The following is a 25,283-nucleotide window of genomic DNA, read 5'->3' on the forward strand; positions in this document are numbered from 1 at the left end:
TTTTATTCCAGGTTTGTTGGAGCTAAAATAAATAATAAGTGCCCGTGCGCATTTGGCACAGGGGTGTATTCAATTTAAGACAACTTTTCGTTTACCACCTTTTCCATATAGCTCATACGGTCCAATGCTTTTTTTGTAAAATTATATAGGCTTAGGCTACGGTCCAAATTTTGATTTTCGTAAGCTACCTTATAATAGATGTTGTCTTTCAGGTAATCCGTTAATGCTCGTATACCGTGCAGAAAGGGCATGAGAACAGCACCCCATGGTAACGTTTGAATTTCTGTCTTGGTTAAGAAGGAACTGTTTTTTGCAAGGCCGTCTATGAAAGCTTCAAATAGAGCTTCGTTAAAAACAATTTTACTGTGGTCTTTTTCGTCCTCTGCGGCGGTATTGGCTATAGTTCGTACGGCATCGCCAAAATCGTAAAGGAAATAGCCTTTCATAAGCGTGTCCAAATCAATAAGACAAAGCGCTTTGTTGCTCTCTTTTGAAAAGAGAATGTTATTTAGTTTGGTGTCATTATGACAAACCCTAAGCGGTAACTTCGTTAAATCTAATATGGAAAATTTTTTTAAGACCGCCTTGGTAAAAGCTATGGCCTCTTGGGCAGTTTCCAATTTATTTGAAGCAGCAGATTTAAGGGCAGATTTAAATTGGTCTTCCCTTAATGCTATATCATGAAACTGAGGTATAGTATCTACATAATCATTTAAATCCGCTTGTTGTAAAAGTAAATTGAACTTGGAAATTATCCTTCCCGCTTCAAAAGCAATATTAGTGTCTTCCGTAGTATTGTATGCCGTGCTACCATCAATAAACGTCATTAGACGCCAATGGTTTCCTATTGGGGAGATATAATGGCTGTTTCCGTTTTGTGGCGGTACCAAGGTTATTTTACTGTAGTCGTGGTCCTGTAAATAGATAAAGGCCTGTTGAATGTTGTTCATGACCCCTTTTACATCTGTAAAAACTAGATGGTTTACACGTTGTAATATGTAGAGTGGGGTAGGACCATCAAAAACCAAAAAAGTATCATTGATCAAACCGTCTGTTAACGGTTTGATCAAGTACTTTGTTCGGGGCACCGAAAAGTGCCCTAATAGTTCATTAAGGTGTTCTATGGAATACCTACTCATTATTGTTTTGGCCAAAGCGGAGAAGGGTACTTGCCCGCATCTGTTTTGCCTTGAAGGTTGGCAACGGCTTTTTCACGGTCACTGGCGTACGTTACACCAAACCAATCACCGCCAGAAGGTACTACCTTTACTTTTATTTCTCCCGCCTGTAGCATTTCTTGAACCGTTTTAGGAATGTATAGTTCGCTAGTTGTAGCTAGGTTATCATCAGCTAGGAACGTTCTGAACTCACTTTCGATTTTATCGAAGATAGAAGGTTGGCAAACCCAAAAGTTCATGCTCACCTGCTCTTCACCGGTATATTCGTTGCCAGAATCAAGATCCAGTACTTTACCATCTTTAGGTTCAAGTTTTAAGCGCTCATCAACAGAGATCAAATCGTCTCCGTTCACTTGGCAAACTCCCCTTGATACGGAACCATGTTCGGACAAGGTATTCTTTAAGGTATACCCAACTAGGGCAAATGTATTATCATTATTGTGCTCTCGGGCAAAATTAGCCGCGTTTTCATAAGCGGATTGACCATAAAAATCATCTGCGTTTAAAACTGCAAAAGGACCATTGATCACGTTTCTAGCAGTCCAAACGGCATGCGCCGTACCCCAAGGTTTTTTACGCTCCCCTGAGAATGAACATCCTTCCGGTAAATCTGTAATTTCTTGAGCCAAAACATCTAGTTTAATGTTGGCGGGTAATTTTGGTCTTAAATGATTTTCAGCCAAAGAAACATTTTCCTTCTTAGTAATGAGAACAATATGGTCAAAGCCGTTTTTTAGGGCGTCATAGATGCCAAACTCCATTAAGAATTCGCCGTTAGGGCCTAAATCGTCAAATTGTTTTAGTTTTCCGTATCTACTACCGCTACCAGCGGCCATTAATAATAAGGTCATGTCTTTCTTTTTTTTGAGAGCCGCTAAAATAAGGTTTTAACCTGAAAACTTGTAGGTCATTTCTATTTACATAACAATTTTTTGACATCTTGTGGATTGCTAAGGATTGATGGTTTGGCTGATAATGGGTGCATTTTTTAGAGTTTGTAAATTGAAATAAAGGCGCGGCAGGTCTTTTAAATATTTTGTGCGAGTCGGTTTTGGGCCTCCTTCAGAATTTCGATAACTCGGTTTTTTAAACTTTTAGGTTCTAGAATTTCGGCGTAATCACAAAACATAAGATACCACCTGGGGAAGCCATTTATAATGTCCGAAGTCATAAAGGTCATAAGAACTTTGTCCTTTTTCACCTCTTCAGATACAAAACCATATTGTTTTCTTCCAGCCGAAATGTACCGAGCAATAGTTTTGTCTATAGAAATCACAACCTTGGTTTTTTTCCTTTCGGGCTGTTTGTTCAAGTGCTCGTCCAATAAGCCATGTTCTAATGTAAAAGGATGGTGGCTTCTGCCAATACGCAGCATTCGGTCCGTTCTAAATTGTCTGTAATCCTTTCTTATGTGGCAATAGCCAAGCACGTACCAAAAATTATTCTCGTGAAAAAGCCCTACAGGTTCAATAAAACGATCGGATGGTTTTTCCGCATTCAAAGAATGATATTTTAGAGATACCTGTTTTTTATCCGCTATACTTTCAAATAGGATTTCCAGTGCGTTGGGTATGTTTTCATCAAAAGGAGTTAGGGACGGGTCTATTAAAATTTGTGCTTCCAGCGTAGATACCCAATCTTTCTCTTTTCCCCTTAAAACCGACTTTACCTTATACATGGCCGATTTGTGATGGGTGCCCAATGAGGTGTCCGTAAACTTTTGCATCAATTTTTCTGCGGCAACAAAACTACAGGCTTCTTCTCTTGTAAACATAATAGGGGGGAGACGGTACCCTTCCATAATTGAATACCCTACACCGGCTTCACTTGAAATGGGTACCCCGGATGCTTCTAAAGAGCGAATATCTCTGTAAATGGTGCGGAGGCTTACATCAAAACGATCGGCCAATTCTTGTGCTTTTACAATTCGTTTTGATTGCAGTTGAATTAATATGGCTACTATGCGGTCAAATCTGTTAATGGTATCCAATCCCATAAGAGTGCGGTATATATTCCAAAGATAAAACTTCAGAGACTGACCTGAATAATTTCGGAATTTCATTTTTTAGCTGTTCACGTACCTTGCGTACATTTTGTAAGCACAAAGAAAATGGGAGAAGGTGACAACAGCTTGTCAGCATTACCAAAAAAGAGCTGAAATTAAGCACGTAGGGAAGAATCTCGGACTACCAGTGTGGTTTTAATCTCAACTGTTTTAGTGATGACGTCTTGGGACGGGTTTTCAATTTCCTCTATAAGATACTTAACAGAGGTGCGACCAATTTTGTCACCTGGTTGGTCTACGGTAGTTAGTTCCGGTTGAATAATTTTGGAATTTGCGGAGTTACTAAAGCCTACTACCGCAATTTCTTCAGGAATTTTTACCTTAAATTTATTGAGCGCCTTTATGGCTCCAATGGCGGCATTGTCCGTAATGGCAAAAATGGCATCCGGCCTTTTTTTCATACTTAGAAGAATGTTGGTAAGGCGCCTACCGTGAATAAGTGAGATATCTTCCGTACTTAAAATAATCTTTTCGCGAATTTTGATGCCGTGGTGTTCCAAAGCGCGAAGGTAACCTGCATAGCGCTTTTCGGAATTGTATGAATTCTCCGTTTCCTTTATAATGGCTATGCGTTCTTTTCCTAACTCAATTAGGTGCTCCACGGCATTAAACGCTGCTTGTTCTTCATCAATAACAATCTGGGTACACGGTATTTTTTGGGAAACTTTGTCAAACAGGACAACAGGTACCCGATTCAAAGTTTGTAGGAGGTCGTCTATTTTTTCAATTTTTCTGGTGAGCGACATTAATATACCATCAACTCCAAACTGGGTCATGGTATTGAGCATTTCCGTCTGTTTGACTTCGCTGTTATTAGATTCTGATATAATTATTCGGTAACCCTGTTTTTCGGCTTCCTCCAATATGCCCTTAAGAACCGTAGAAGTGAAGTAGTGAGAAATGTTGGGGACGACTACCCCTATGATGTTCGTTTTCTGAGACCGGAAACTTCGTGCGAACAAGTTGGGCGAATAGTTCATTTTTCGCGCCAAGTCTTTTACATTTTGCTTTGTGTTTGTATTTATATCCGGATGGTCGTTTAAGGCACGCGAAACGGTTGATACGGAAAGATTTAATTCTTCTGCAAGTTCCTTTAAAGTGGTGTTGTGTCTTTTGCTCATTTTATAAAACCCTATTGATTTTCAGCGTAATGCAAATTTATTTGGCATAAAATTAAGAATTGCAAACGATTGCGGGAACGTTTGCATATCAAATTTGCAATTTTTTTGTCGAAATAATATGATATTCAAATAGTTTTGGCTGTGTATTATGAAATTAACAATAACTCAAGTTCACTCAATTTAAAACTATAATTATGAAAAAGGTAATTTTTGCGGTTGTCGGTCTCCTACTCAGTACTGGTGCTTTTGCCCAGACAGGAATATCCGGAACCATTACGGATAGTGCTGGGGAACCCATTCCAGGAGCGAATATTATACTAGTTGGTAGTACTTCTGGTACCACATCAGATTTTGATGGCAACTATACGTTTACAACAGATTTAGAAGGTAGCCAAGTCCTAAGAACTTCATATTTAGGATTCACTACGCTTGACAAGCAAGTGGAATTAAATGGAGCGGATATAACCGTAAATTTTGTGCTACAAGAAGGAGGGCAACAATTAGATGAGGTGGTTTTGACCGCGTCCAGTACGTTCAGGTCTCAAAAGCAAGCTCCATTGTCCATTAGCTCTGTAAAAATGAAAGAAATCACGAAACTATCGGCCAATAGCCAGGCAGATATTTTGCGAAGTGTGCCTGGTATTACTGCAGAAGGTGGTGGTGGTGAAACGGCAACTAATGTATTTGTTAGAGGTCTGCCTTCTGGTGGTCAGTATGTATTCAATCCTCTACAATATGATGGTATGCCTTTAATGAGCACATTTGGTTTAAATTCTTCCGCGCATGATGTATACGCAAGACCGGATATTGGTTTTAAAGGGGTGGAATTTGTACGTGGTGGTTCTGCCATCTTATATGGTGCAGGTTCTGTGGCCGGTATCATTAACTATACAAGTAAAACGGGAGATACCAATCCTGGTAATATTATAAACCTAGAAGTTGCCAATATGGGACGGTTAAAAACCGACTTTTACAGCGGTGGCCAATTGGGTGGAGAAGATTCCAATACCTACTATGCTTTTACCGGATTTGTAAGACATGATCGTGGACCCATAGATACGGGGTTGCCTACAAAAGGGGTGCAGTTCAGAGCCAATATTAAGAAGAAATTTGATAAAGGTTCGTTTACCGTACATGGTCAGTTTATTAACGATAAGGCCCAGTTCTACCTTCCGTTACCTTTGTCCGGTGGAAGTAGAGAGCGTTTGGCCGGAAATGACGGTGAGCCAGTAGAACAGTTATTGACCGGTGAACTGGCCAATACTTCTTTCCTTACCCCAGGAGGGACTTACAATAGCCCTATTGCCGATGGTGTTTCTACCACAGGTGGTTACCTTTTAGCGGATTTTGACTATAGATTGGAAGATGACCTAAGATTTAAGTCTAAAGTAAAATACGCCAACTATAAACATAATTTTGCCCTTTATGTTGGTGGAAACGGAGATAATGGTAATCCTATTACGTTGGATAACTACGTGGCAAGCATTGCTCCTGGCAATCTAGGGTACACCGCACAGTACCAAGGAGGAAATCCTAATTCTCAAATAAACGGTTCAGATTTGGTAATAGACAACCTTCACGTAGACCGTTTACGACCAATGACGGATTATTCCGGAGAGGCTTCGTTGACAAAATCCATTGAAACCATGAACGGCGGTAGCCACAACATAACCTTAGGTACTTTTATAGCACGTACAGAGGCAGAGGATGTAAATTACCAGTATCGTGTTTTGTCCGAGTTTAACAATGCCCCTAGATTGGTAAATCTAAACTATACGGATGGAACCGGAGATAATGTAGTTTATTCGGAAGGCGGTTTGTACAACCGTATCGGTCAGACCTCAAATAACTTCCTATCCCAGAATAGAATGGCTTTTTATCTAACCGATGAGATGATTTTTGATAGATGGCGTTTTGATGTAGGCTTCAGATATGAGCATACAGATGGTGAGAACGCTAAGGGCGGAATAACAAGTGCAACGGTTTATGACAACCCCGAGTTGACTACAGCATTGAGCGATGTGCAAACTGCAGATGGAAGCTTCATTAGGTCTTCTATTAAAGCTTCAGGTTGGGCGGTTTCTTTTGCCGGTCTTTATGAGTTGAGCGATGCAACGAACCTTTATGCTAACTTCTCAAAAGGGTATTTCTTCCCTCAAATAAGGGGTTTTGCACCAGTAGCGGGTATTTCTGAAAATCCGTACGACCCAGAAAATATTATTCAGTTTGAGGCCGGTGCCAAGTTTGGTACGCCTAAGTTCTCGGGGTCGGTTGCCGCTTACTATGTGGCTTTAAAGGACAGGGTTAAAATACAGCAAGCTATTGTTGGCGGACAGTTAATTGATGAAACCCGTTCTGAGCAAGATACTAGAACCATTGGTTTGGAGGCTACAGGTGATTATGAAGTGGCGAGTAATTTTAACCTAAGGGGAACAGTAACCTACCAAGGTCATGAAATTACTAAAAACACAGACTTTGATTTGGTGAACGGCACCTCTACAGAAGCCAACGTAGGAAATAAATTAGCAAGACAACCTAACTTTTTAGGGTCTTTGGGAGCTTATTATGACAACAATAAATTTGATGCCAACTTTGGTGTGAATTACACGGGCAGTAAATATGCTTCTGATGTTAATGACATAGAACTAGATGCTATTCCAATTGGTAGATTGGGTGCAGGTTACACTTTTGGTAAACCGGAAGAAAACCAATCCGTACGTTTAGGTTTTTCCATCTTCAACTTGTTTGATAGTGATGGTATTACGGAAGGTAACCCGAGGGCAGGTGCCGCTGGCCAGAGCGAAACAGAGTTTTTTGTAGGTCGTCCCATACTTCCAAGAAGGTTCTTCTTGACGGCCACTTTCAACTTCTAAAAACCATTAGAGTTTAGTTTGAGTTTAGTTTAGTCAGTTTTTAATTCAAAGACACATTGGTGGTGGCTTGCTGCCAATGTGTTTTATCCTTATGCACGTTATGAAAGAAAATATAATCAATAGGGCAATTAGCGTTTTAGACGCCAATTTTCAAGAAGGGGGTTTTACTATCCCTAGTAAAGGACTCTATCCATTTCAATGGAAGTGGGATAGCGGTTTTATTGCCGTAGGTTTGGCCCATTATAATACAGATCACGCAAAAAAAGAAATAGAGACCTTGCTGAACGCACAATGGGATAATGGCTTTATACCGCACATTGTTTTTCATACAGATGACGATTCTTATTTTCCAGGTCACGATTTTCACCGGTCAGATTTGCATCCTCTTTCTTCAAAGCAATATAAATCTACAGGAATGACCCAGCCTCCGGTTACAGGGTTTATTCTACAGGATATGCTAAATATTGTAGATGATAAGGAAGATATGCTCAACTTTATTAAAGGGCAGATAGATAAGGTATATGATAACCATGTATATTTCTATGAAAACCGAGACCCACAAAATGAAGGTCTGGTTTATATCTACCACAATTGGGAATCGGGAACGGATAACTCTCCTGTTTGGGACGATATTTGGGATACGATGAACCCGCCGGAATATACTTTTGAACGAAAGGATACTACCCATGTTGATGCTTCGGAAAGACCATCCAAGAGAGAGTACGACCATTATTTATACATCATTGATATTGCAAAAGAGAACAACTATGATGATACTAAAATAGCCGAACTTTCCCCGTTTTTGGTGCAAGATCCACTGTTCAATGCCATGCTCATTAAATCAAATCAGGCTTTAATAGAGCTTTATGAAATGATAGAAGGTAATGAAGATAAAATAGCCTACCTGCGTAAAAACCAGGAAAAGAGTATTGCATCTTTCAATAAAAAACTATGGAATACGGAATTGGGCGCTTATGTTCATTATGATTTAAGGAATGAAAAGCCGATCAGGCACGTCTCCTCATCTTCCTTTTCTCCATTGTTCGCTGTAATTCCCAGTAAAGAAAGAGCTGTGGAATTAGTACATACCATGATGGATCGCTTTGGTGGAGATGACAAATACCTTTGTGCATCCTTTGATCCTACTGATGATCGTTTTAACCCAAGAAAATACTGGAGAGGACCTGTGTGGATCAATATGAATTGGATGTTGTACCGCGGATTAAAGGATTATGGTTACAATGATATTGCAAATCGCGTTAAGCAAGATTCCATAGAACTTATTGAGAGAGACGGCTTTTTTGAATATTTCGATTGTAGGAAAGATACCGGAGAGGAAAAAAGAAAAGGATATGGTGGTGATAACTTCTCGTGGAGTGCAGCACTGGTAATAGACTTGTTAAAGAGTTAAAAGTACTCTGTTGTAATCTAGATTGAGGATAGGAGGCAAGTCTATGTATGCGTATAACCTGGGCGGTTATCGTAGACTGGTTGCTAGTTGTTGAGCGTCTCTTGTTCTCATGAGACTCAAAATGGCGGTAAATTGTTAATTGAATACAATTTCCGCCATGGAGAGTCAATTATATTAAAATGTAAGATATTTCTGCTGTATTTTTAGAATTCTAAAATAATTGTATGGCAAATGTTTATCATATTCTGAGTGTTGAACAGAATAAAGAATAGGACACCAAACCAAAAGTATTTGTACTCATGAATTATTTAGACTATATCATAATCGTTCTTTACCTAGTAGCCTTTTTGGGGCTGGGCTTTTTGTTCAAGGAAAATAATTCCGGGGGCGATTATTTCCTAGGGGGGAGAAAAACATCTTGGTTGCCCTTAAGCCTTTCGGCTATGGCTACACAACTTTCGGCTATCAGTTTTATATCTGCACCGGCCTTTGTTGGGCTAAAAGATGGTGGAGGTATGCAATGGCTGGCCTATGAATTAGGAGTTCCTCTGGCAATGGCTTTTTTACTGATTGCAGTACTGCCAACTTTATATAAATCTGGAATTGTAAGTGTTTATGAATATTTGGAAAAACGTTTTGATGCTTCATCTCGTTTGCTTATCAGTTTTGTCTTTCAAATAAGTAGGTCGGTAGCAACAGGTGTAATGGTCTATACCATGGCATTGATTCTACAAGCAACCATACAGTTGGATTTTTGGATATCCATTTTGATCATAGGTTTGATTACCATGGTTTACTCCTACCAAGGGGGAATGAAAGCGGTTATTTGGGGAGATGTTATCCAAATGAGTATTCTTTTCATTGGTATTATTATCTGTCTTTTCTACGGGTTTAGTGAGTTGGGCGGCATAGATAATTTTCTGACCCATGTGGATAGGGACCGTGTTACGGCTATTGATTTTAGCAAATGGGGTTTTTCAAATGCAGAGGGTAATGACGAATTTGGTTTCTGGCCCATGGTAATTGGGGGCTTTTTTCTATATGCTTCCTACTATGGAACAGATCAGACCCAGTCACAACGGTTGTTGTCTTCAAGCAGCATGTCCAATCTTAAAAAGTTAATGATGGCCAATGGCCTGCTCAGGTTTCCCTTTACGTTAACTTATTGTATTATGGGACTTGTATTGGGTACCCTCTTGGTTCAGGATGCAAGTTTTCAGGAACAGATGGATGTGGTTTATCAAGCCAATATTTCGTCCTTGGAAGGAAAAAAGGCAGATTTAATGGTGCCGGTTTTCATTATAAAATATTTGCCAAATGGTGTTATAGGTATACTTATCGTTGCCATCATGTCTGCGGCTATGTCTACTTTAAGTTCTACCGTAAATTCCCTTTCCGCAGTTACTATGGAGGATTTTGTGAAACGGTTTAACCCCAATATGGCTGACAAAAAATATATGACCTACTCAAAGCTGTTATCTATCTTTTGGGGACTTGTGTGTCTGTTTTTTGCTTTTTTTGCGGGAAATATAGAAGGTACGGTCATAGAGGTCATTAATAAAATAAGTTCCGTTTTTTACGGACCTATATTGGCGGCATTTATTCTGGCAATTCTTACCAAGAGAACACATGCCCTTGGAGCTAATATTGGAATTGTGGTTGGGGTGTTTTTTAATATCTATCTTTGGTTATATGTGCCCCAAATCTTCTGGTTCTGGTGGAACGCCCTAGGATGTTTGGTTACTGTTTTGGTAGCTCTTGCGGTCAGTTATACGGTTAAGAGGGAAGTTAATGAAGGCTTGGAGGTGGTTTACTATTCCGGGAAGAAAGAGGTGGCTATTTTATTAGCCTATTTTACCGCTATAGTAATGTTCAGCATTTCGTTGCCTAGTATTTTGAACTAAAATCACATCTATGAAATTTATAATAGCACCGGATAAATTTAAAGGTTCCCTTACTGGATTTGAGTTTTGTGACGCTTTAGAGGAGGGTTTAAAGAAGGTGTTTAATGATGCCGAAATCTTAAAAATGCCCTTGGCCGATGGTGGGGACGGCACTATTGATGTGGTTAAACATTATATACAGGGGGAGAAGGTTGCCATAACGGTAAACGACCCATTATTCAGGCCTATAAACGCCTCATATTTATATGCGGCTGAAACTCATATTGCGTATATAGAAATGGCGGAAGCATCCGGACTAAAATTATTAGAGGATGCGGATAGAAACTGTATGCACACCACTACTTTTGGAACAGGAGAGCTTATTGCGGACGCGCTAGAAAGGGGAGCAAAAGAAATTATTTTGGGAATAGGTGGAAGCGCCACGAACGATGGCGGTATGGGTATGGCCAATGCCTTAGGGTATCGTTTTTTAGGTGACTTCAGTAAGGAGTTAGAGCCTATAGGAAATAGTCTAAATAGAGTAAAAAGTATTGATGCTTCACAGGTGCATCCGTTGTTGGCCAATGCAAAATTCAAAATTGCTTGCGATGTTTCCAATCCATTTTATGGTAAAAATGGTGCGGCAATGATATACGGGGCGCAAAAAGGAGCTTCCGCAGAGGAAATTGAAATTCTGGATAAAGGCTTAAAGAGTTTTGCCAAAGTAGCGTTGGATACCTACGATATAAATCTTCAAAAAATAAAAGGTTCAGGTGCCGCTGGTGGAATTGGGGGTGGGGCTATCCTTTTTCTAAGGGGAGAGCTGACTTCCGGTATAGATTTGGTAAAGGAACTGGCTCATTTTGATGACGCAATTGCAGATGCCGATTGGATTATTACGGGTGAAGGCCAACTAGATGAGCAGACCTTATCCGGTAAAACTATTAATGGAGTGGTCAATTCTGCCCAGAAAAGTAACATTCCGGTTGCTGCGCTTTGTGGTTCGGTTTCTATATCCATAGAACAGCAAGAAAAGTTTGGTTTGGCCTATGTAAATTCAATCGTAAGGGGAGTTTCTACATTACCCCAGGCTATGGCTTCCAGTTATTCAAATTTGGTAAACGCCAGTTATAATTTCGCCCGATTAATAAAATGAAGTTTATCTGTTATCTCTAATTTTGCCTTAAATTCAACCAAATGAAAGATGAGGAGTTTAAGTATCAATATGTCAAAAAGGGTATTGTACAAGAATTGCAGTTTCTTCAATGGCTTCATAGTTTGTTTATACTTAATGTCGAGATAAATAAAGAATACAATCATAATTCAGCAGAGTTATTTATAGTTAAATTGGTGCAGTTTTTAAAGGAGGGAGATGAATATTGCCAAAATATTATTCCTAAGATACCCACATCAGATATATTCAAGATTCAGTTATTTCAACGTATTTTGAAATTTATTGAAGATTTTAAAGAAAACATTCCATTGGCTGAATTTGATTTTTTGGAATACAAAAGACATACTATTTGTCACATTTTCCAGAATGGGTATGAACCAGTCCAACGCAATTTGAAGGTTAAAACACTGTTGAAAAATCGAGAGTTGTCGGAAATAGATAATAATTTGAAGGACATAATCAGTTCGGAAAAAAGTGAAATGGGTGTTCAAAAAAAACTTTTTAAAAAGTATTATGTCTTAATTGAAGATTTGAGAACTGATTTGGTATACATTGAAAAACAACGTGACAATTAAAGAATGATGGATTTGGAAGACATAAAACCTATATCTGATGAGTTCATCTTACTAATGTGTTCTAAAATGCAACTTATCTTATATCAATCTTTCTAAAAATATAGCATTTCAATTTTACTACTGACAAACTGCTGTCACTGCCCCCTTTTACATTTGTTCTTGTAATACAATACGAACCTTAAAAATGTAAATTATGAACACAGCAATTTCTCCTAACGAACAAGTAGCACAAGTAATTCTTCCTGCCGAACTATTGGCCCATTGGCAAGGGCATAGAGCTTTGACCAGAAAGGTAATTGAAGCTTTTCCAGAGAAAGATTATTTTGATTTCTCCATTGGCGGGATGCGCCCGTTTTCAAAAATGGTTGATGAAGTGTTAAGCATTGCGGGGCCGGGTATTCAGGAAATAGTGACAGGTAAGGCGGTGCCTTTTACGGAAGAGGTAGCTCACGGAAACAGTAAAAGCAAGGTGTTGGAGCTTTGGGATAAAACTACAGAAGAAATCAATGCCAACTGGTCTAAGATAGGAATTGAAAAATTTAAGGAGACCATTAAATTGTTTGGGGAGTATGAAGGTACTATCATTTCATCTATTCAATATTTTATAGATAATGAAATACACCACAGAGGTCAGGGGTATGTGTATTTACGGGCCTTGGGTATTGAGCCGCCCATGTTTTATGATAGATCGGAAGCTTAAATCTTGGGTATGACCGTTCTAGTTTTTAAAACAACTGTAGGAAAACGAAAGGAAATAAGGTATTTAAAGCCCTTTTTAAATCGTATGGTAGAACCCGAAGGTAGATGGAATTTTGACTTGGAGGATTGTGACAATATCCTCCGGGTCGAAACCTGTCAGCATTCCTCTAAGGTAGCCTCATTGTTACAAGAGCAAGGTTTTGCCTGTGAGGAGCTATAATCTTCGCACCTGATAAATATCATATTTTAAGTATTGTAACTGGACTAAGTTTGTATCAAACAAGATATAATTTATGTGTAGTTTAGTTCAGAAGTATAACGTAGCCGGACCTAGATATACCAGCTACCCCACTGTTCCATACTGGAATATGGATAATTTTTCGGTTAAGAAATGGAAATCCAGTTTAATCCAAAGTTTTGAAGAAAGCAACGCAGAAGAAGGCATAAGTTTATATATACATTTACCGTTTTGCGAAAGCATGTGCACGTTTTGTGGCTGTCACAAACGTATTACGCAGAGGCATGAGGTAGAGGAACCGTACATCCGGTCCGTATTAAAGGAATGGAAACTGTATTGTGACTTATTCTCGGAGCGCCCAATTATAAAAGAACTGCATTTGGGAGGTGGTACACCTACTTTTTTCTCTCCTGAGCACCTAAAAAACTTGATCAAAGGCATTTTTAGCCTAGCCAAAAGAGCGGAAGATTATGAGTTTAGTTTTGAGGGGCACCCCAATAATACAACTAAAGAACATTTACAGGCGCTATATGAGGTTGGTTTTAGGCGCGTAAGTTTTGGTGTACAAGATTACAATGTTAAAGTACAGCAAGCCATACACCGGATACAGCCGTTTGCCAACGTAAAAAATGTTACGGAGTGGGCTAGGCAGATTGGCTACACATCCATAGGTCATGATATTATTTTTGGTCTCCCATTTCAAAAAGAAGAGCATGTTCGCGAAACTATTTTACGCACAAAAGAATTACGACCAGACCGTTTGGCTTTTTATAGTTATGCTCATGTGCCTTGGTTAAAAGGAAATGGCCAAAGAGGTTATAAAGATGCCGATTTGCCAACGGCCGAAGAGAAACGCCAACAGTACGAGACCGGTAAGGCCCTGTTAGCAGAAGTCGGTTATCATGAAATTGGTATGGACCACTTTGCTCTTTCAACAGATTCACTTTACAAATCCATGGAGTCTGGTAGTTTACACAGAAATTTTATGGGGTATACCGCATCTAAGACCCAAGCCATGATTGGTTTGGGAGCTTCGAGCATTAGTGATAGTTGGTACGGTTTTGCCCAGAACGTAAAAGGTATTGAAGAATACCAACATTTGGTTGAAAATGGAGTTATTCCGGTTTATAGAGGTCATATCTTAACGGATGAAGATCGCGTAATTAGGAAGCATATCCTAAATTTAATGTGCGGTTTTAAAACCTCATGGGGTTTGTTCAGTCAACGTTTTGAAAGGATAGATGAGGTTGTGGAAAGGCTGCGTGTTATGGAAGAGGATAAATTGGTAAATATAGGCTGCTCAGGTATAGAGGTAACCGAAAAAGGACGCCCTTTCATCAGGAATATATGTATGGCGTTTGATGTGCTGTTACATAAAAAAGAGCCCCAAAGAAGGTTATTTTCTATGACCGTTTAATGTTGCCCTAATCGTTAAAAATAGTTGTACCATGAAAAAAATAATTGTACCCTTAGATTTCTCCCAACAGTCAGAATATGCCCTAAAAGTGGCGGTATCATTAGCCAAAAAGCACGGCTCCGAAATTTTGGCACTGCATATGTTGGAGCTGAACCAGGCCATGATAACTTCTACGGAGGGATTTCACCCTGAGCAAACTGTTTTTCTAATAAAATTGGCCGAGAAAAGATTTAACGAGTTTCTTAATAAACCTTATTTAAAAGGCCTAAAGGTTACCTCTATAATTAAACATTATAAAGTATTTAGTGAGGTGAATGAAATTGCCGCAGATCATAATGCAGAACTCATTGTTATGGGTTCTCACGGCACGGATGGTCTAGAAGAAATTTTTATTGGTTCCAATGCTGAAAAAGTCGTGCGAAATGCTGATATTCCCGTATTGGTTATCAAAAATGAGATTGCGGATTTTACTATTAACCGTTTTGTCTTCGCATCCGACTTTAAGGAGGAAAGCATTGCAGGTTTTGAAAAGGCAAAAGCTTTTGCAACTATGCTTAACGCAGAATTGGATTTAGTGTATATTAATACGCCAGGCGATAATTTTATGAGTTCCAATGATATTTATACGCGTATAAATAACTTCATTGGTAAGGTAAACCAAGCGTTGCAAGTTGAAATATATAATGATTATAGTGTAGAGCGCGGTGTTCTAAACTACAGTAAAAATAATAGTGCCGATGCCATTGGTATTTCTACCCATGGCCGTAAAGGATTGGCCCATTTCTTTATGGGAAGTATTGGCGAAGATGTTGTAAACCACTCTAATATTCCGGTGGTGACCTTTAAAATATAGATGCACTTAAACTACGCAACTATGGGCGGTACGTTTTATACGGGCCGCCCTTTTTATTGTAACCTATTTTAATTTCATTTCTGTAGGATTCCATTGTACAGGCTCCTTTTTGTAATAACTTTCGTTGGCCAGTAACGCTGCTCCGGCGGCTCGTAATCCAAAAGTTGGGTCTTGTATGACTTTTCCGTTTTCTCTTATGGCGGTAAAGAAATTATAGAAATGGTCGTGATGGCCACCTTTGTAATCTTTTGGTGCTTGCCATTTGGTAGTTCCGGTTTTTAAAGCGGAGGCTCTGGTCTCCAGATTTTGCTGGGCATATCCGTTTTTGATTTGTTCTTGCATAGCTTCGGGAAAAGAAATAAGAGAGTAACCACCGGGAACCAAACTAAGTTTGGAGCGTTTTAGGGAAACGGAATTTTGGCCGATTTCCATTTCTCCTTCGGTGCCGATCAGTTTAAAACCACTACCACCGCCGCTTCCGGCAATAAAGTTGATACGAAACGCAGCGTTGAAAGCGGAATGGGTTTCAGTTTTTGGATAATCGTAAAGCGTAATGCTAACATCAGGCACATCCCTGCCGTCTTTCCAGTATCGCAATCCTCCTGTAGCCATGGCTCGGTCAGGACCGTGGGAATCAATTACGTGGTTCAAAGTGGAAAAGGCATGAACAAAGAGGTCACCTGCAACACCGGTTCCATAGTCTCTATAATTTCTCCAATTAAAGAATCGTTTGGGCTCAAAAGAAACTTTGGGGGCTTTCCCAAGAAATGTGTCAAAATCAACATTCTTTTTGCTGGCATTTGGTGGAATGGGATATTGCCAAGCACCTTCCGCTGAATAACGGTCATTGTAGAAGTCCAACATTACAATATCGCCAATGGCACCTTCCTTGTATAATTGCTTGGCTTTTTCATTTCCTAAGGACGACATTCCTTGGCTACCTACTTGACATATTTTCCCGGATGCTTTTTGGGCAGAAATAATAGCTTGGCCTTCTTCCCACTGCTGAACCATAGGCTTTTCGCAATAAACGTGTTTACCGACCTGTAGGGCATCTATCACTATTTTCTGGTGCCAATGGTCAGGAGTGGCGATGATAACGGCATCAATATCTTTTCTATTTAAAATTTCTCTATAATCCCGGGTCGTAAAAATTGCTTCGCCCCATAATTCTTTGGCCCTTTCCAGCCTACTGGTGTAGAGGTCGCATGCGGCAACCAGTTTTACACCGGAAACGGTAAGTGCCGCTTGGGTATCAAAAATGCCTTGGATACCGGTTCCGATTAGGGCAAGGTTTATTTGGTCGTTAGACGTGAATACACTGGTTTCATATGCACGTTGCATTAGGAGGCTTTCATCTTTAGATGCCGATAAAATAAATGGGGCAGAGGTTACTGCAGCTGAACCTAAAGCGGCTTTTTTAAGAAAATATCTTCGTGAGGAATTTTGTTTCATGTTTTGAGGACGATTACTAATTAGGTGGTTTGGAAGTGTAATTTAGACAATTGTTATCGCTACTGCAAATCATGGATATTGCCAAAATGAGCATTCTAGACGTATGTGGCTTTATATAAAAGAACTATTAAAACGGATTACTTTCCGTAAACTGATAATTATCATAGCATTCCATTTGCAAACTTTTTATATTTACTAGTAAGAAACAGTTATGGCAATCAAAACAAAACAGTTATGGCAAAATTAGTTAGTGAAATGAAACAGGATGATTGCATGCAATTTTTAAGTGGTCATTGCATAGGTCATTTGGCGTATGTGGCAGGTAGGAGTCCGCATATTGTTCCGGTTACCTATTTTTATGATAGGGAAAATAAATGTTTGATAAGTTACTCAGGGGAGGGCCATAAAGTTGAATCTATGCGGAACTATTCTCAAGTGGCATTACAAGTTGATGATATTGAGGCCTTTCATAATTGGCGTTCCGTAAAGGTTAATGGTACGTTTGAAGAATTAAAAGGACCTACGGCTAAAAAATACCTTCACACCTTTGCTAATGGTGTGCACGAGCTTTTAAATAGAAATGAAGAAACTAAGGTGGATTTTATTGGCGATTTTTCAAGTAAAATTGAATCCAAGGAAGCACCTGTAGTGTATTGCATCCATATTTCGGATATAGTAGGTAAATATAGAAACGAAACCACTTAAGCGTTTGGTTTTGTCTGCCGGTGCTGATACATTTGCATGAAGAGCATGGTGCTCATTTTTTGAGCTCTGTTTTTGGCAATCCAAGCTCTTTCTCCTTCAAAAAGCTCATCTAAGGTGGCAAACCAATGATTCAACCAAATACCGAAGTGTTCGGAAGTTATTGTACCATGGGTTTTATCATCTACTTCTTGATGGGCGGTAACGGGGTTGCCATTGTATTTGCGCTGCAGAAAAAGTTGGGTTTCCCAGAAGTCGGTCAAAAGCTTTAGGTGCGCTTCCCAATCAGAAATGATTCCATTAAAAATAGGGCCAAGGGTTTCATCTTCCCGTATTTTTCCATAGAAGGTTTCAACAAGTAGCTTTACATCGTCTCTGCTTTTAATTTCCTTTTTTCCCATTACATCAAAAATACACTATTAGGCTTAGTTCTTAAAGCGTTCGTAAGTGGCCTGCTCAAGTTCTTGTCTAAAGTCAGGATGGGCTATGGCAATTAAAGCTTTGGCTCTTTCTTTTAGGTTTTTTCCAAAAAGATGCGCTACGCCATACTCTGTTACCACATAATGAACATGTGCTCTTGTTGTAGTTACCCCGGCTCCTTGTTTTAAGAAGGGGGTTATTTTAGAGATACCTTTTGCAGTAAGCGATGGCATGGCAAAAATTGGTTTTCCTCCTTTTGAAAGTGATGCACCACGGATAAAGTCCATTTGCCCTCCCACACCGGAATACTGTCTGCTGCCAATGGTATCGGCACAAATTTGACCTGTAAGGTCTATTTCAATAGCACTATTAATTGCCGTTACTTTTGGATTTTTTCTTATAATGGAGGTGTCATTGGTATAGGCAGCTTCCTTAAAGTGTACCGAAGGATTGTCATCCACAAAATCATATAATTTCTGTGACCCTACGGCAAAGCAGGTAACAATTTTTCCGGTTTTTATCTGTTTGTCCTCCCCTGTTACTACTCCCTGTTCTATTAAAGGCAGTATCCCGTCTGAGAACATTTCGGTATGGATACCTAGCCGTTTATGGTTGCCTAAATTGTTCAATACTGCGTTAGGTATGCTTCCAATACCCATTTGTAAGGTGGCACCATCTTCTATCAGTTCGGCTACGTTTTTGCCTATCTGGGCTTCAACGGGAGATATGGATAGGATATCATGTACATGTATAGGGCAATCTACCTCTATGGCACAGTCAATATTATTAATGTGAATGATGCCATCTCCATGGGTTCTGGGTACGGAAGGGTTAATCTGTGCGATTACTTTTTTCGCCATTTGAATTGCCGGTAGCGTAACATCTACCGAAACACCAAGTGAGCAATATCCATGTTTATCGGGAGGAGAAACTTGTACCACGGCTACATCTATAGGTAAGATGCCTTGTCTGAACAATAGATGGATTTCACTTAAGAAAATAGGGATATAATCCCCCAAGTTACTATTGACCATGTTCCTAATATTACTGCCCACAAAACAGCTATTCATTCTAAAGCTTTTGTTGTAAGGTGCTCGGGAATATTTGGCATCGCCTTCGGTATGAATAGATATAATTTCTACATCTTTCAACTCTTCATACCTATCGCATAAGGCGTCTATAAGAACATTAGGGGTCATTGCGGCCCCTTGAAAAAATACACGGTCTCCGGATTTTACAGATGCTGCGGCCTCGGCTTTGGAAACAATTTTCATAACAATCTATTTTGTCATGCAAATATCTATACTAGAGGCTCTTTAAAACATGAACAATATCATATTTTGGCTAGTGCCATTATAAAAAATGGGAACCCTTTAGGATTCCCATTTTTGCTTTTTGTACAACTATGTTTTGCTTATTTGCCCAAATGCTTGTTGTAAAACTTCCAAGCTTGAGAAGCTACATCCCGTCCTAGTTGTAGACCAGCTATATTATCGGCTTGAATATGATACCCGCCCATAACGCGAGAGATACCTGCCATGTTTGCGGTTTCGGTAAATGTTGGAAAGTGTATGGTAACCGGTTTTCCAAAATGAACTGAATCCAGTTCGGTTAGGGAACCAGGAATAAGTTCTACGGATTCCCCAAAATGTTCATCGCCTGTAAAAAGGCGAAGCGCCTCGGCACAACCACCACTAATAGTACTATGTCCCGAAGTGTAACTAGGGAAAGGTGGGCATAGAAAAATATCTGGCGAGTAAGGTCTCCATTCCTGTCCTTTCATTTCAACTATTCCCTTACCGGGTCCACCCCAAGCTTTAATGGTTTGGTCTTTGTAATACTCATGAACTAAGGCATACGGTCTGGCGTAATCATAGAACATTTTTGAATCCCACGAAGCTATAAAAGCGTCCATAGCCGTAATTTCCGTTAGGAAATACATTTTTACATCTTGATCTAAAGTATGGTTGTCACGACGAGAAACGTCTTGGGCAAACTTAAGCCAATGACCGGCCTGCTGAACGGACTGCGGTCCGTCTCTCATAAATTCAACCAACGCAATTTCTTCATCCGAAAGATTGGCTTGTAGGTCTACAACTTCCTTAACTTCTTTCTTTAATTGTTCGGAGCCAACCATTGGGGGAGGCCCCGGTCTAAATTGATCCGCTGAAGTTAAGGTAATTGGGGTTACCTTTTGCCAGTAAGGGGTAAGGCAACCTGGGGCATATTGCCCTCCTTTTCCATCGGAGAAATACTTGGGTTGCCAACGGTTAATATCCGTATTTTCATCTGCGGTGTTCACGGGATTGTAATTGGTATAATCAAAATAGGGTTCTCCGTTAGAGCCTGTAACCTCTCCATATTGATTACTACCATCATTTTTTCTAGCTTCAATAGTGGCCTTTGCGGCCAAATTCCCAACCCCTTCGGGAGTGTTTGGGTCCATTGAAGTATTATCTGGGTCAAGCCCTAAGTCAACCATAAATTTCCGGAACATTTCCGTATCTGAATAATAGTATTCCTTCATGGCTCCAAAAGCGGCATAGCTAATGGCAATCTCTTTGTTTTTTAGATTTTGCTCATCTGCGGGCCTACGGTCTACGCCTTTCAGATAAACAGGTATAGCGTTTTTGTCATATCTAGACCATGCGTCAAAAATAGAAACGAAAATGAGACCTAGGTAACGGGAGGTTATGGTGGGCCTAGGTTTAAATTTTTCGGTGTCCGAAGCTGTTGCATCCAATGCCATTTTGCCCCACTTATAGGCTATGTTTTTCGTTCCTCTTGGTTCTTCTTGATTTTTTTGGGCGAATGCTACGCCGGAGTATAATAACCCTACGGTAAGGGTTAGCATTAAAATACGTTTCATTTGATTGATTGTTAGGTTGTTGTTAACTTTCAAATATAAGGAAGGCCTTAAAATCTCAAAAATTTATCACGTAAGAACTTTCGTCATAAAGGCATATAATTCTTTCATTTGGGGTTTTCCTTTTTGTTTGCCGCCCCTTCCGAAAAAATATAGAGCGAACCATAGCACTATCAATGTTATCATTAGCCCTAACTGTAAATGATAAGGTTTGTCTAAGGAAGAGCTTGAATAGGCCCAAATTCCCAAAATGATGAATAAACAGGCTATTATAAAATGTACGAACATAAAGAAGGTCCATAAGGTTGGGTTTGGGCCAAAAACACCGTAGATACGACAATTGGTTTCATCTAATTCATCTATCTGTAAATGGAGTTGAGGCGACCAAAAATGATTGTTTTTAAAATCAAATTTGATAAAAACATGTTCGTCAAGCCTTTTAACTAGAAAAGGAGGGTATGCGGCGGTCTCAAATTTTTGGAGTACCAACTCTTTGGTTTCGGACACATCCAATTGAAACCTTGGGCGAAGTATAATTTCGTTGGGTAGCGGTTTCATAAGAGAATGGTTTTATGGCCGAGGCCCTTAATTATGGCATTCTATAGCACTTGAAGCTAATTGAGTTACAGGAGCAGGGGATACGTATGGAATACCCAGTCCAAGACCTCTAAGGATAAAAAGTAAACCTATGACCACTACAAAAACGGGAATAGCTTTTTGTACTTTTTGACGTACGCTTCCTTTTAGTAAACCACTAAAATAGATTGCCGTTGTCATAAGAGGAATAGTTCCTAGTCCAAATAACATCATGTAAAGACCACCTTGTAAAGTGTTGCCCATGGCAATTGCTCCAAAAAGTGCCATATAGACCAGACCACAAGGTAAAAATCCGTTTAAGAATCCAATAGTCAAAAAGGTATCTGCCGATTTTTTCTTCAGTTCTTTTCCAAGTTGGTTCTTAACCTTTGATATGACTTTGTAAATGGGTTTGGATAAATTGTATTTATTGAATGTTTTATAGGGAATCAATACAAGCAAAATCATTAAAACACCTATGGCAATAGAGAGTTTCTGTTGGGCGCCAAAGATGGACAGGCCTTTTCCAACAAGGCCAAAAACAAGTCCTATGATGGCATAGGCCATAAGCCTACCAAAATGATAAATAAAGATCTGGCCGAGTTTTTTGAAGTTGTTGGTTCTATCTACAGGAAGCATAAAGGCAATGGGCCCGCACATGCCTACGCAGTGCAAACTTCCCATAAGTCCTAATATGAGTGCAGATAGAATCATATGCTTCTTAAAAGGTTATGCTTTCTTTGTATTGAAAATCCTTTCCTTGGTGTTTCCAAGTAACTTTTATATCCCAACGACCATCCAACAAGCGTTTGTCAGGTATGAGCAAATGTGAATTGGACAGACTAATGGGTAAGTCAAAATCCAAGTGCTTATTGGACGGTCTGTAAAGGGATACAATACCGGATACCGTAGTGTTTGAATATGTTTTGGGAAAAATCACCAACAATCCGTCGGCGGTTTTTTTCAATTGAATTTGTTCATGGGAGTCAATGGCATTTTGCTCCGCGTCTATTTCTTTCTGATAACCAAGTTCGGCTTTATAATATTCTTCGGTTACCAAATCATGATTGGCATCATGGCTGGTAGTCATCTTGACCACAAAAAACATGATAAAACTGATAAATGCGATGATAGCTATGACAATACCTGTACCCCAATTAATTTTCATGATTTTTTATTTAGGTTCTATTTGTAACTACGTGGCGCCAAAAAGCGGGCCGTGGTAGTTTCTATTAATTTGTCTTTACTGTACACCCCAATTTTTAGGTTGTTCTTGTCTCCGCTTAAAGCGGATGCATTAATTTCTATGAACAAGGTACCTTCTGCCAAAGCTTCTGGCTGTACATCAAAATTTTCGTGGCGCACCAGTTTAATTTTCCCTTTTGGGGATATCAATTTAAAGTGAACATCTTCAACCGTCTTGGTGGTTTTATTCAACAATTTATAGGTGTACACGTTGCTGATAATATTACCTTCTTTATGTTCGTAAAGCTGTCCCGGTAATCTTAGAATATTGGCTTCAAGGTCATTTCTTAAGAACATCATACCAATTAGTACTCCGGTTAATATGACCAATACCGCCGTATACCCCTTTAAGCGAGGCGTAAACTTGAACCTTTCTTTTTTGGTTATTTCGTCTTCGCTGGCATAACGGATCAAACCTTTTGGAAGGTTTACTTTTTCCATAATGGTATCGCACTCATCTATACAAGCAGTGCAATTAACACACTCCAACTGTGTTCCGTTTCTAATGTCAATCCCGGTTGGGCAAACATTTACACATTGAAAGCAGTCTATACAATCACCATGACCTAGCGCTTCACGGTCCTCGTTCTTACGCCATTTTTTTCTGCCGTTTTCGGCCTCTCCACGTTTATGGTCATACGCCACAACAATAGACTTGTTATCTAAAAGTACCCCTTGCATGCGGCCATAAGGACACGCAATAATACACACCTGTTCCCTGAACCAAGCAAAGACAAAATAAAATACCGCAGTAAAAATCAGTAGCGAAACCATGGTGCTTATATGCTGCCCCGGTCCATCCGTAATGTATTGTATCAATCTGTCGCTACCGATTAAATAGGCAAGAAACACGTTGGCTATTATAAATGATATGACAAAGAAAATGAACCATTTTAATGCCCGTTTCCGAATTTTTTCGGCATTCCATTCTTGTCTATCCAAACGCATTTGGGCACCGCGGTCACCATCTATCCAATATTCTATCCTACGGAAAACCATTTCCATAAAGATGGTCTGTGGACACATCCATCCGCAGAAAATACGACCAAAAGCAACGGTAAATAAGGCAATGAAAACCACCCCAATGATCATAGATATAACGAAAAGGTGAAAATCTTGCGGATAAAAAGGAAAACCAAAGATGTTGAAACGTCTTTCCAACACGTTGAACATTAAAAACTGATTGCCGTTTATTTTTATAAAAGGCGATAAAATCAGAAATGCAAGGAGCACGTAGCTAACATATTTACGGTATTTGTAAAATTTGCCACTAGGTTTTTTGGGATATACCCATGCCCTTTTCCCATCTTCTTTGATGGTGCCAATTGAATCTCTAAAATTATCTTGGTCTTGTGCCATTTTCTTTTCGCTTTATCAGCTAACAGGGTATATGAACCCTGCATTAATCAGTTTACGGAAACCGAAGCAGAATCTATTTCTACTTCTGGTGCAGCTTGTTCAGGCGCATTGGGGTCTACCCAAACATCACCTTCGGGAGCTTTTGGGTTTGCCGGAGTGGTACCTTCAAAACTTAGTACATAACTTGCTACCTGTGCAATCTCTGCAGGTTTTAAGTTTTGTTTCCATGCAATCATACCTTTGCCATCACGACCACCTTCGGATATGGTATGGAATACGTTTTTGATGCCTCCACCAAGAATCCAGTTTTGATCCGTAAGGTTGGGACCAATACCACCGCCACCATCGATCATATGGCAGGCTACACAATTGCTTTCAAAAATAGTTTGACCAGCCTTTAGGTCTCCTGCATCTGTGAGCAGTTCAACGGTATTGGCGTCAACAAGATCTTTTGCATTTTTCTTATACTCCTCTATTTCCAATTGGGCTGCGGCAACTTCTTGCTCATACTCTTGATCCTGATCATAGTCATTGAACACATGAAAACGGGCCATGTACACTACGGCAAAAACAATGGAAGCATAGAAAAGATACACCCACCATGGAGGTAAGTTGTTATCTAGTTCCCGTATACCGTCATAGTTGTGGTCTAGTATAATTTCGCCTTCTTTTTCAATTGGCTTGGAACCCAACATTTTTTGGTAGACTCTTTGTCCCCATTCCCACTCAAAGGTTTTATTTTTGGCCGCTAGATAACGTTCTTGTCCTTCTTTTGAAAGTGTTTGGAACATTACATTTTCAATGGCCCTGGTAATTACCGCAATTGCGATAAGCAAAAACAGGATAAAAACCAGGAACACCTGTACCATAGGGTATTTTATAAAGGCCGGCATTTCACCGGAATCAACGAAAAACTCCGTTAACCCGAATATTAAAAAGAATATGAGCGGTATCTTGATCCACCATGTAGATGTATTTTTCATAGGTCTAGGTTTTGTTGGTTATCTTCTTCTAAAGGCAATTCGCTAACTTCCTTTATATATGATTTTGAGGCTGTGATTACCCACCAGAACAGCAATGTGAAGAACACAAAAAAGATGAGTAATGATATCATGGGGTAGGTTGCTACACCATCTATAGTTTCCATGTAACCTTTTACAAATTTGAACATGA

At 39.6% G+C, this 25,283-nt stretch carries 24 protein-coding genes; 10 read left to right on the forward strand and 14 right to left on the reverse strand.

The genetic code is table 11. From position 1 onward, the window contains the following. Positions 1-74: 74 nt before the first annotated feature. From SJY45_RS15700 to SJY45_RS15715, 4 genes are all read right to left on the reverse strand, one after another. Positions 75-1,070, reverse strand: a complete 996-nt coding sequence (locus tag SJY45_RS15700; RefSeq protein WP_400071948.1) for a phosphotransferase enzyme family protein — start codon at positions 1,068-1,070, stop codon at positions 75-77. Positions 1,071-1,138: 68 nt separating this feature from the next. Beyond that, complete coding sequence (locus SJY45_RS15705) at positions 1,139-2,029, reverse strand: sugar phosphate nucleotidyltransferase (RefSeq protein WP_215438620.1); 891 nt, start codon at positions 2,027-2,029, stop codon at positions 1,139-1,141. A 176-nt stretch (positions 2,030-2,205) separates the two neighbouring features. Next, positions 2,206-3,174, reverse strand: a complete 969-nt coding sequence (locus SJY45_RS15710) for a YafY family protein (protein ID WP_215913994.1) — start codon at positions 3,172-3,174, stop codon at positions 2,206-2,208. A gap of 164 nt (positions 3,175-3,338) precedes the next feature. Further along, complete coding sequence (locus SJY45_RS15715) at positions 3,339-4,364, reverse strand: LacI family DNA-binding transcriptional regulator (protein WP_400071950.1); 1,026 nt, start codon at positions 4,362-4,364, stop codon at positions 3,339-3,341. Between the two features lie 194 nt (positions 4,365-4,558). On the opposite strand from SJY45_RS15715, the gene SJY45_RS15720 reads away from it, so the two are divergent. The 9 genes from SJY45_RS15720 (at position 4,559) to SJY45_RS15760 (ending at position 15,487) form a co-directional block, all read left to right on the forward strand. Beyond that, the gene (locus tag SJY45_RS15720; RefSeq protein WP_289061384.1) at positions 4,559-7,237 is read left to right on the forward strand and encodes a TonB-dependent receptor domain-containing protein; all 2,679 of its coding nucleotides are present in this window, start codon (positions 4,559-4,561) and stop codon (positions 7,235-7,237) included. Positions 7,238-7,337: 100 nt separating this feature from the next. Beyond that, positions 7,338-8,648, forward strand: a complete 1,311-nt coding sequence (locus tag SJY45_RS15725; protein ID WP_400071953.1) for an MGH1-like glycoside hydrolase domain-containing protein — start codon at positions 7,338-7,340, stop codon at positions 8,646-8,648. Positions 8,649-8,947: 299 nt separating this feature from the next. Beyond that, entirely contained in the window at positions 8,948-10,552 is a 1,605-nt protein-coding gene (locus SJY45_RS15730) for a sodium:solute symporter (protein WP_400071955.1), read from the forward strand. Positions 10,553-10,562: 10 nt separating this feature from the next. Further along, on the forward strand, positions 10,563-11,687 hold the full coding sequence (locus SJY45_RS15735) for a glycerate kinase (protein WP_400071956.1): 1,125 nt from the start codon (positions 10,563-10,565) through the stop codon (positions 11,685-11,687). Positions 11,688-11,728: 41 nt separating this feature from the next. Next, complete coding sequence (locus tag SJY45_RS15740) at positions 11,729-12,280, forward strand: hypothetical protein (protein WP_400071958.1); 552 nt, start codon at positions 11,729-11,731, stop codon at positions 12,278-12,280. A gap of 193 nt (positions 12,281-12,473) precedes the next feature. Next, on the forward strand, positions 12,474-12,980 hold the full coding sequence (locus tag SJY45_RS15745; RefSeq protein WP_400071960.1) for a DinB family protein: 507 nt from the start codon (positions 12,474-12,476) through the stop codon (positions 12,978-12,980). Between the two features lie 9 nt (positions 12,981-12,989). Then, positions 12,990-13,199 carry a hypothetical protein gene (locus tag SJY45_RS15750; protein WP_215438613.1) on the forward strand — a complete coding sequence of 70 codons (210 nt, stop codon included), beginning with the start codon at positions 12,990-12,992 and terminating at the stop codon, positions 13,197-13,199. A 73-nt stretch (positions 13,200-13,272) separates the two neighbouring features. Then, positions 13,273-14,634, forward strand: a complete 1,362-nt coding sequence (hemN, locus tag SJY45_RS15755) for an oxygen-independent coproporphyrinogen III oxidase (protein WP_400071962.1) — start codon at positions 13,273-13,275, stop codon at positions 14,632-14,634. A 31-nt stretch (positions 14,635-14,665) separates the two neighbouring features. Beyond that, positions 14,666-15,487: a universal stress protein gene (locus tag SJY45_RS15760; RefSeq protein ID WP_400071964.1), complete on the forward strand. Its 822-nt coding sequence runs from the start codon at positions 14,666-14,668 to the stop codon at positions 15,485-15,487. 63 nt (positions 15,488-15,550) lie between these two features. On the opposite strand, the gene SJY45_RS15765 is transcribed toward SJY45_RS15760, so the two are convergent. Then, a complete protein-coding gene (locus SJY45_RS15765; RefSeq protein ID WP_400071966.1) occupies positions 15,551-16,942 on the reverse strand; it encodes a Gfo/Idh/MocA family protein in 1,392 nt (463 codons plus the stop codon). 234 nt (positions 16,943-17,176) lie between these two features. Here SJY45_RS15765 and SJY45_RS15770 point away from each other — a divergent pair, with 234 nt between their 5' ends. Then, the gene (locus SJY45_RS15770) at positions 17,177-17,647 is read left to right on the forward strand and encodes a pyridoxamine 5'-phosphate oxidase family protein (protein ID WP_400071968.1); all 471 of its coding nucleotides are present in this window, start codon (positions 17,177-17,179) and stop codon (positions 17,645-17,647) included. Here SJY45_RS15770 and SJY45_RS15775 read toward each other — a convergent pair. From SJY45_RS15775 to SJY45_RS15815, 9 genes are all read right to left on the reverse strand, one after another. After that, complete coding sequence (locus tag SJY45_RS15775) at positions 17,644-18,045, reverse strand: group III truncated hemoglobin (protein ID WP_215438608.1); 402 nt, start codon at positions 18,043-18,045, stop codon at positions 17,644-17,646. The genes SJY45_RS15770 and SJY45_RS15775 overlap by 4 nt on opposite strands. Positions 18,046-18,069: 24 nt before the next feature. Further along, positions 18,070-19,338, reverse strand: coding sequence for an acetyl-CoA hydrolase/transferase family protein (locus SJY45_RS15780; protein WP_215438607.1), 1,269 nt, complete (start codon positions 19,336-19,338; stop codon positions 18,070-18,072). Positions 19,339-19,478: 140 nt separating this feature from the next. Further along, positions 19,479-20,933, reverse strand: coding sequence for a vanadium-dependent haloperoxidase (locus SJY45_RS15785; protein WP_400071970.1), 1,455 nt, complete (start codon positions 20,931-20,933; stop codon positions 19,479-19,481). Between the two features lie 66 nt (positions 20,934-20,999). Beyond that, on the reverse strand, positions 21,000-21,488 hold the full coding sequence (locus SJY45_RS15790) for a GTP-binding protein (protein WP_215913043.1): 489 nt from the start codon (positions 21,486-21,488) through the stop codon (positions 21,000-21,002). Between the two features lie 27 nt (positions 21,489-21,515). Next, positions 21,516-22,220 carry a sulfite exporter TauE/SafE family protein gene (locus SJY45_RS15795; RefSeq protein WP_400071973.1) on the reverse strand — a complete coding sequence of 235 codons (705 nt, stop codon included), beginning with the start codon at positions 22,218-22,220 and terminating at the stop codon, positions 21,516-21,518. A gap of 7 nt (positions 22,221-22,227) precedes the next feature. Further along, complete coding sequence (locus SJY45_RS15800) at positions 22,228-22,674, reverse strand: FixH family protein (RefSeq protein ID WP_400071975.1); 447 nt, start codon at positions 22,672-22,674, stop codon at positions 22,228-22,230. Positions 22,675-22,691: 17 nt separating this feature from the next. After that, positions 22,692-24,110: a cytochrome c oxidase accessory protein CcoG gene (gene ccoG / locus SJY45_RS15805; RefSeq protein WP_400071977.1), complete on the reverse strand. Its 1,419-nt coding sequence runs from the start codon at positions 24,108-24,110 to the stop codon at positions 22,692-22,694. A gap of 47 nt (positions 24,111-24,157) precedes the next feature. Beyond that, positions 24,158-25,093: a cbb3-type cytochrome c oxidase N-terminal domain-containing protein gene (locus tag SJY45_RS15810; protein WP_400071979.1), complete on the reverse strand. Its 936-nt coding sequence runs from the start codon at positions 25,091-25,093 to the stop codon at positions 24,158-24,160. Continuing rightward, complete coding sequence (locus SJY45_RS15815) at positions 25,090-25,281, reverse strand: CcoQ/FixQ family Cbb3-type cytochrome c oxidase assembly chaperone (RefSeq protein WP_215438600.1); 192 nt, start codon at positions 25,279-25,281, stop codon at positions 25,090-25,092. Before SJY45_RS15815 ends, SJY45_RS15810 begins: the two co-directional genes overlap by 4 nt. Positions 25,282-25,283: the final 2 nt, after the last annotated feature.

Origin of the sequence: Zobellia russellii (genome assembly GCF_044597075.1) — a bacterium.
Lineage (GTDB): Bacteria > Bacteroidota > Bacteroidia > Flavobacteriales > Flavobacteriaceae > Zobellia > Zobellia russellii.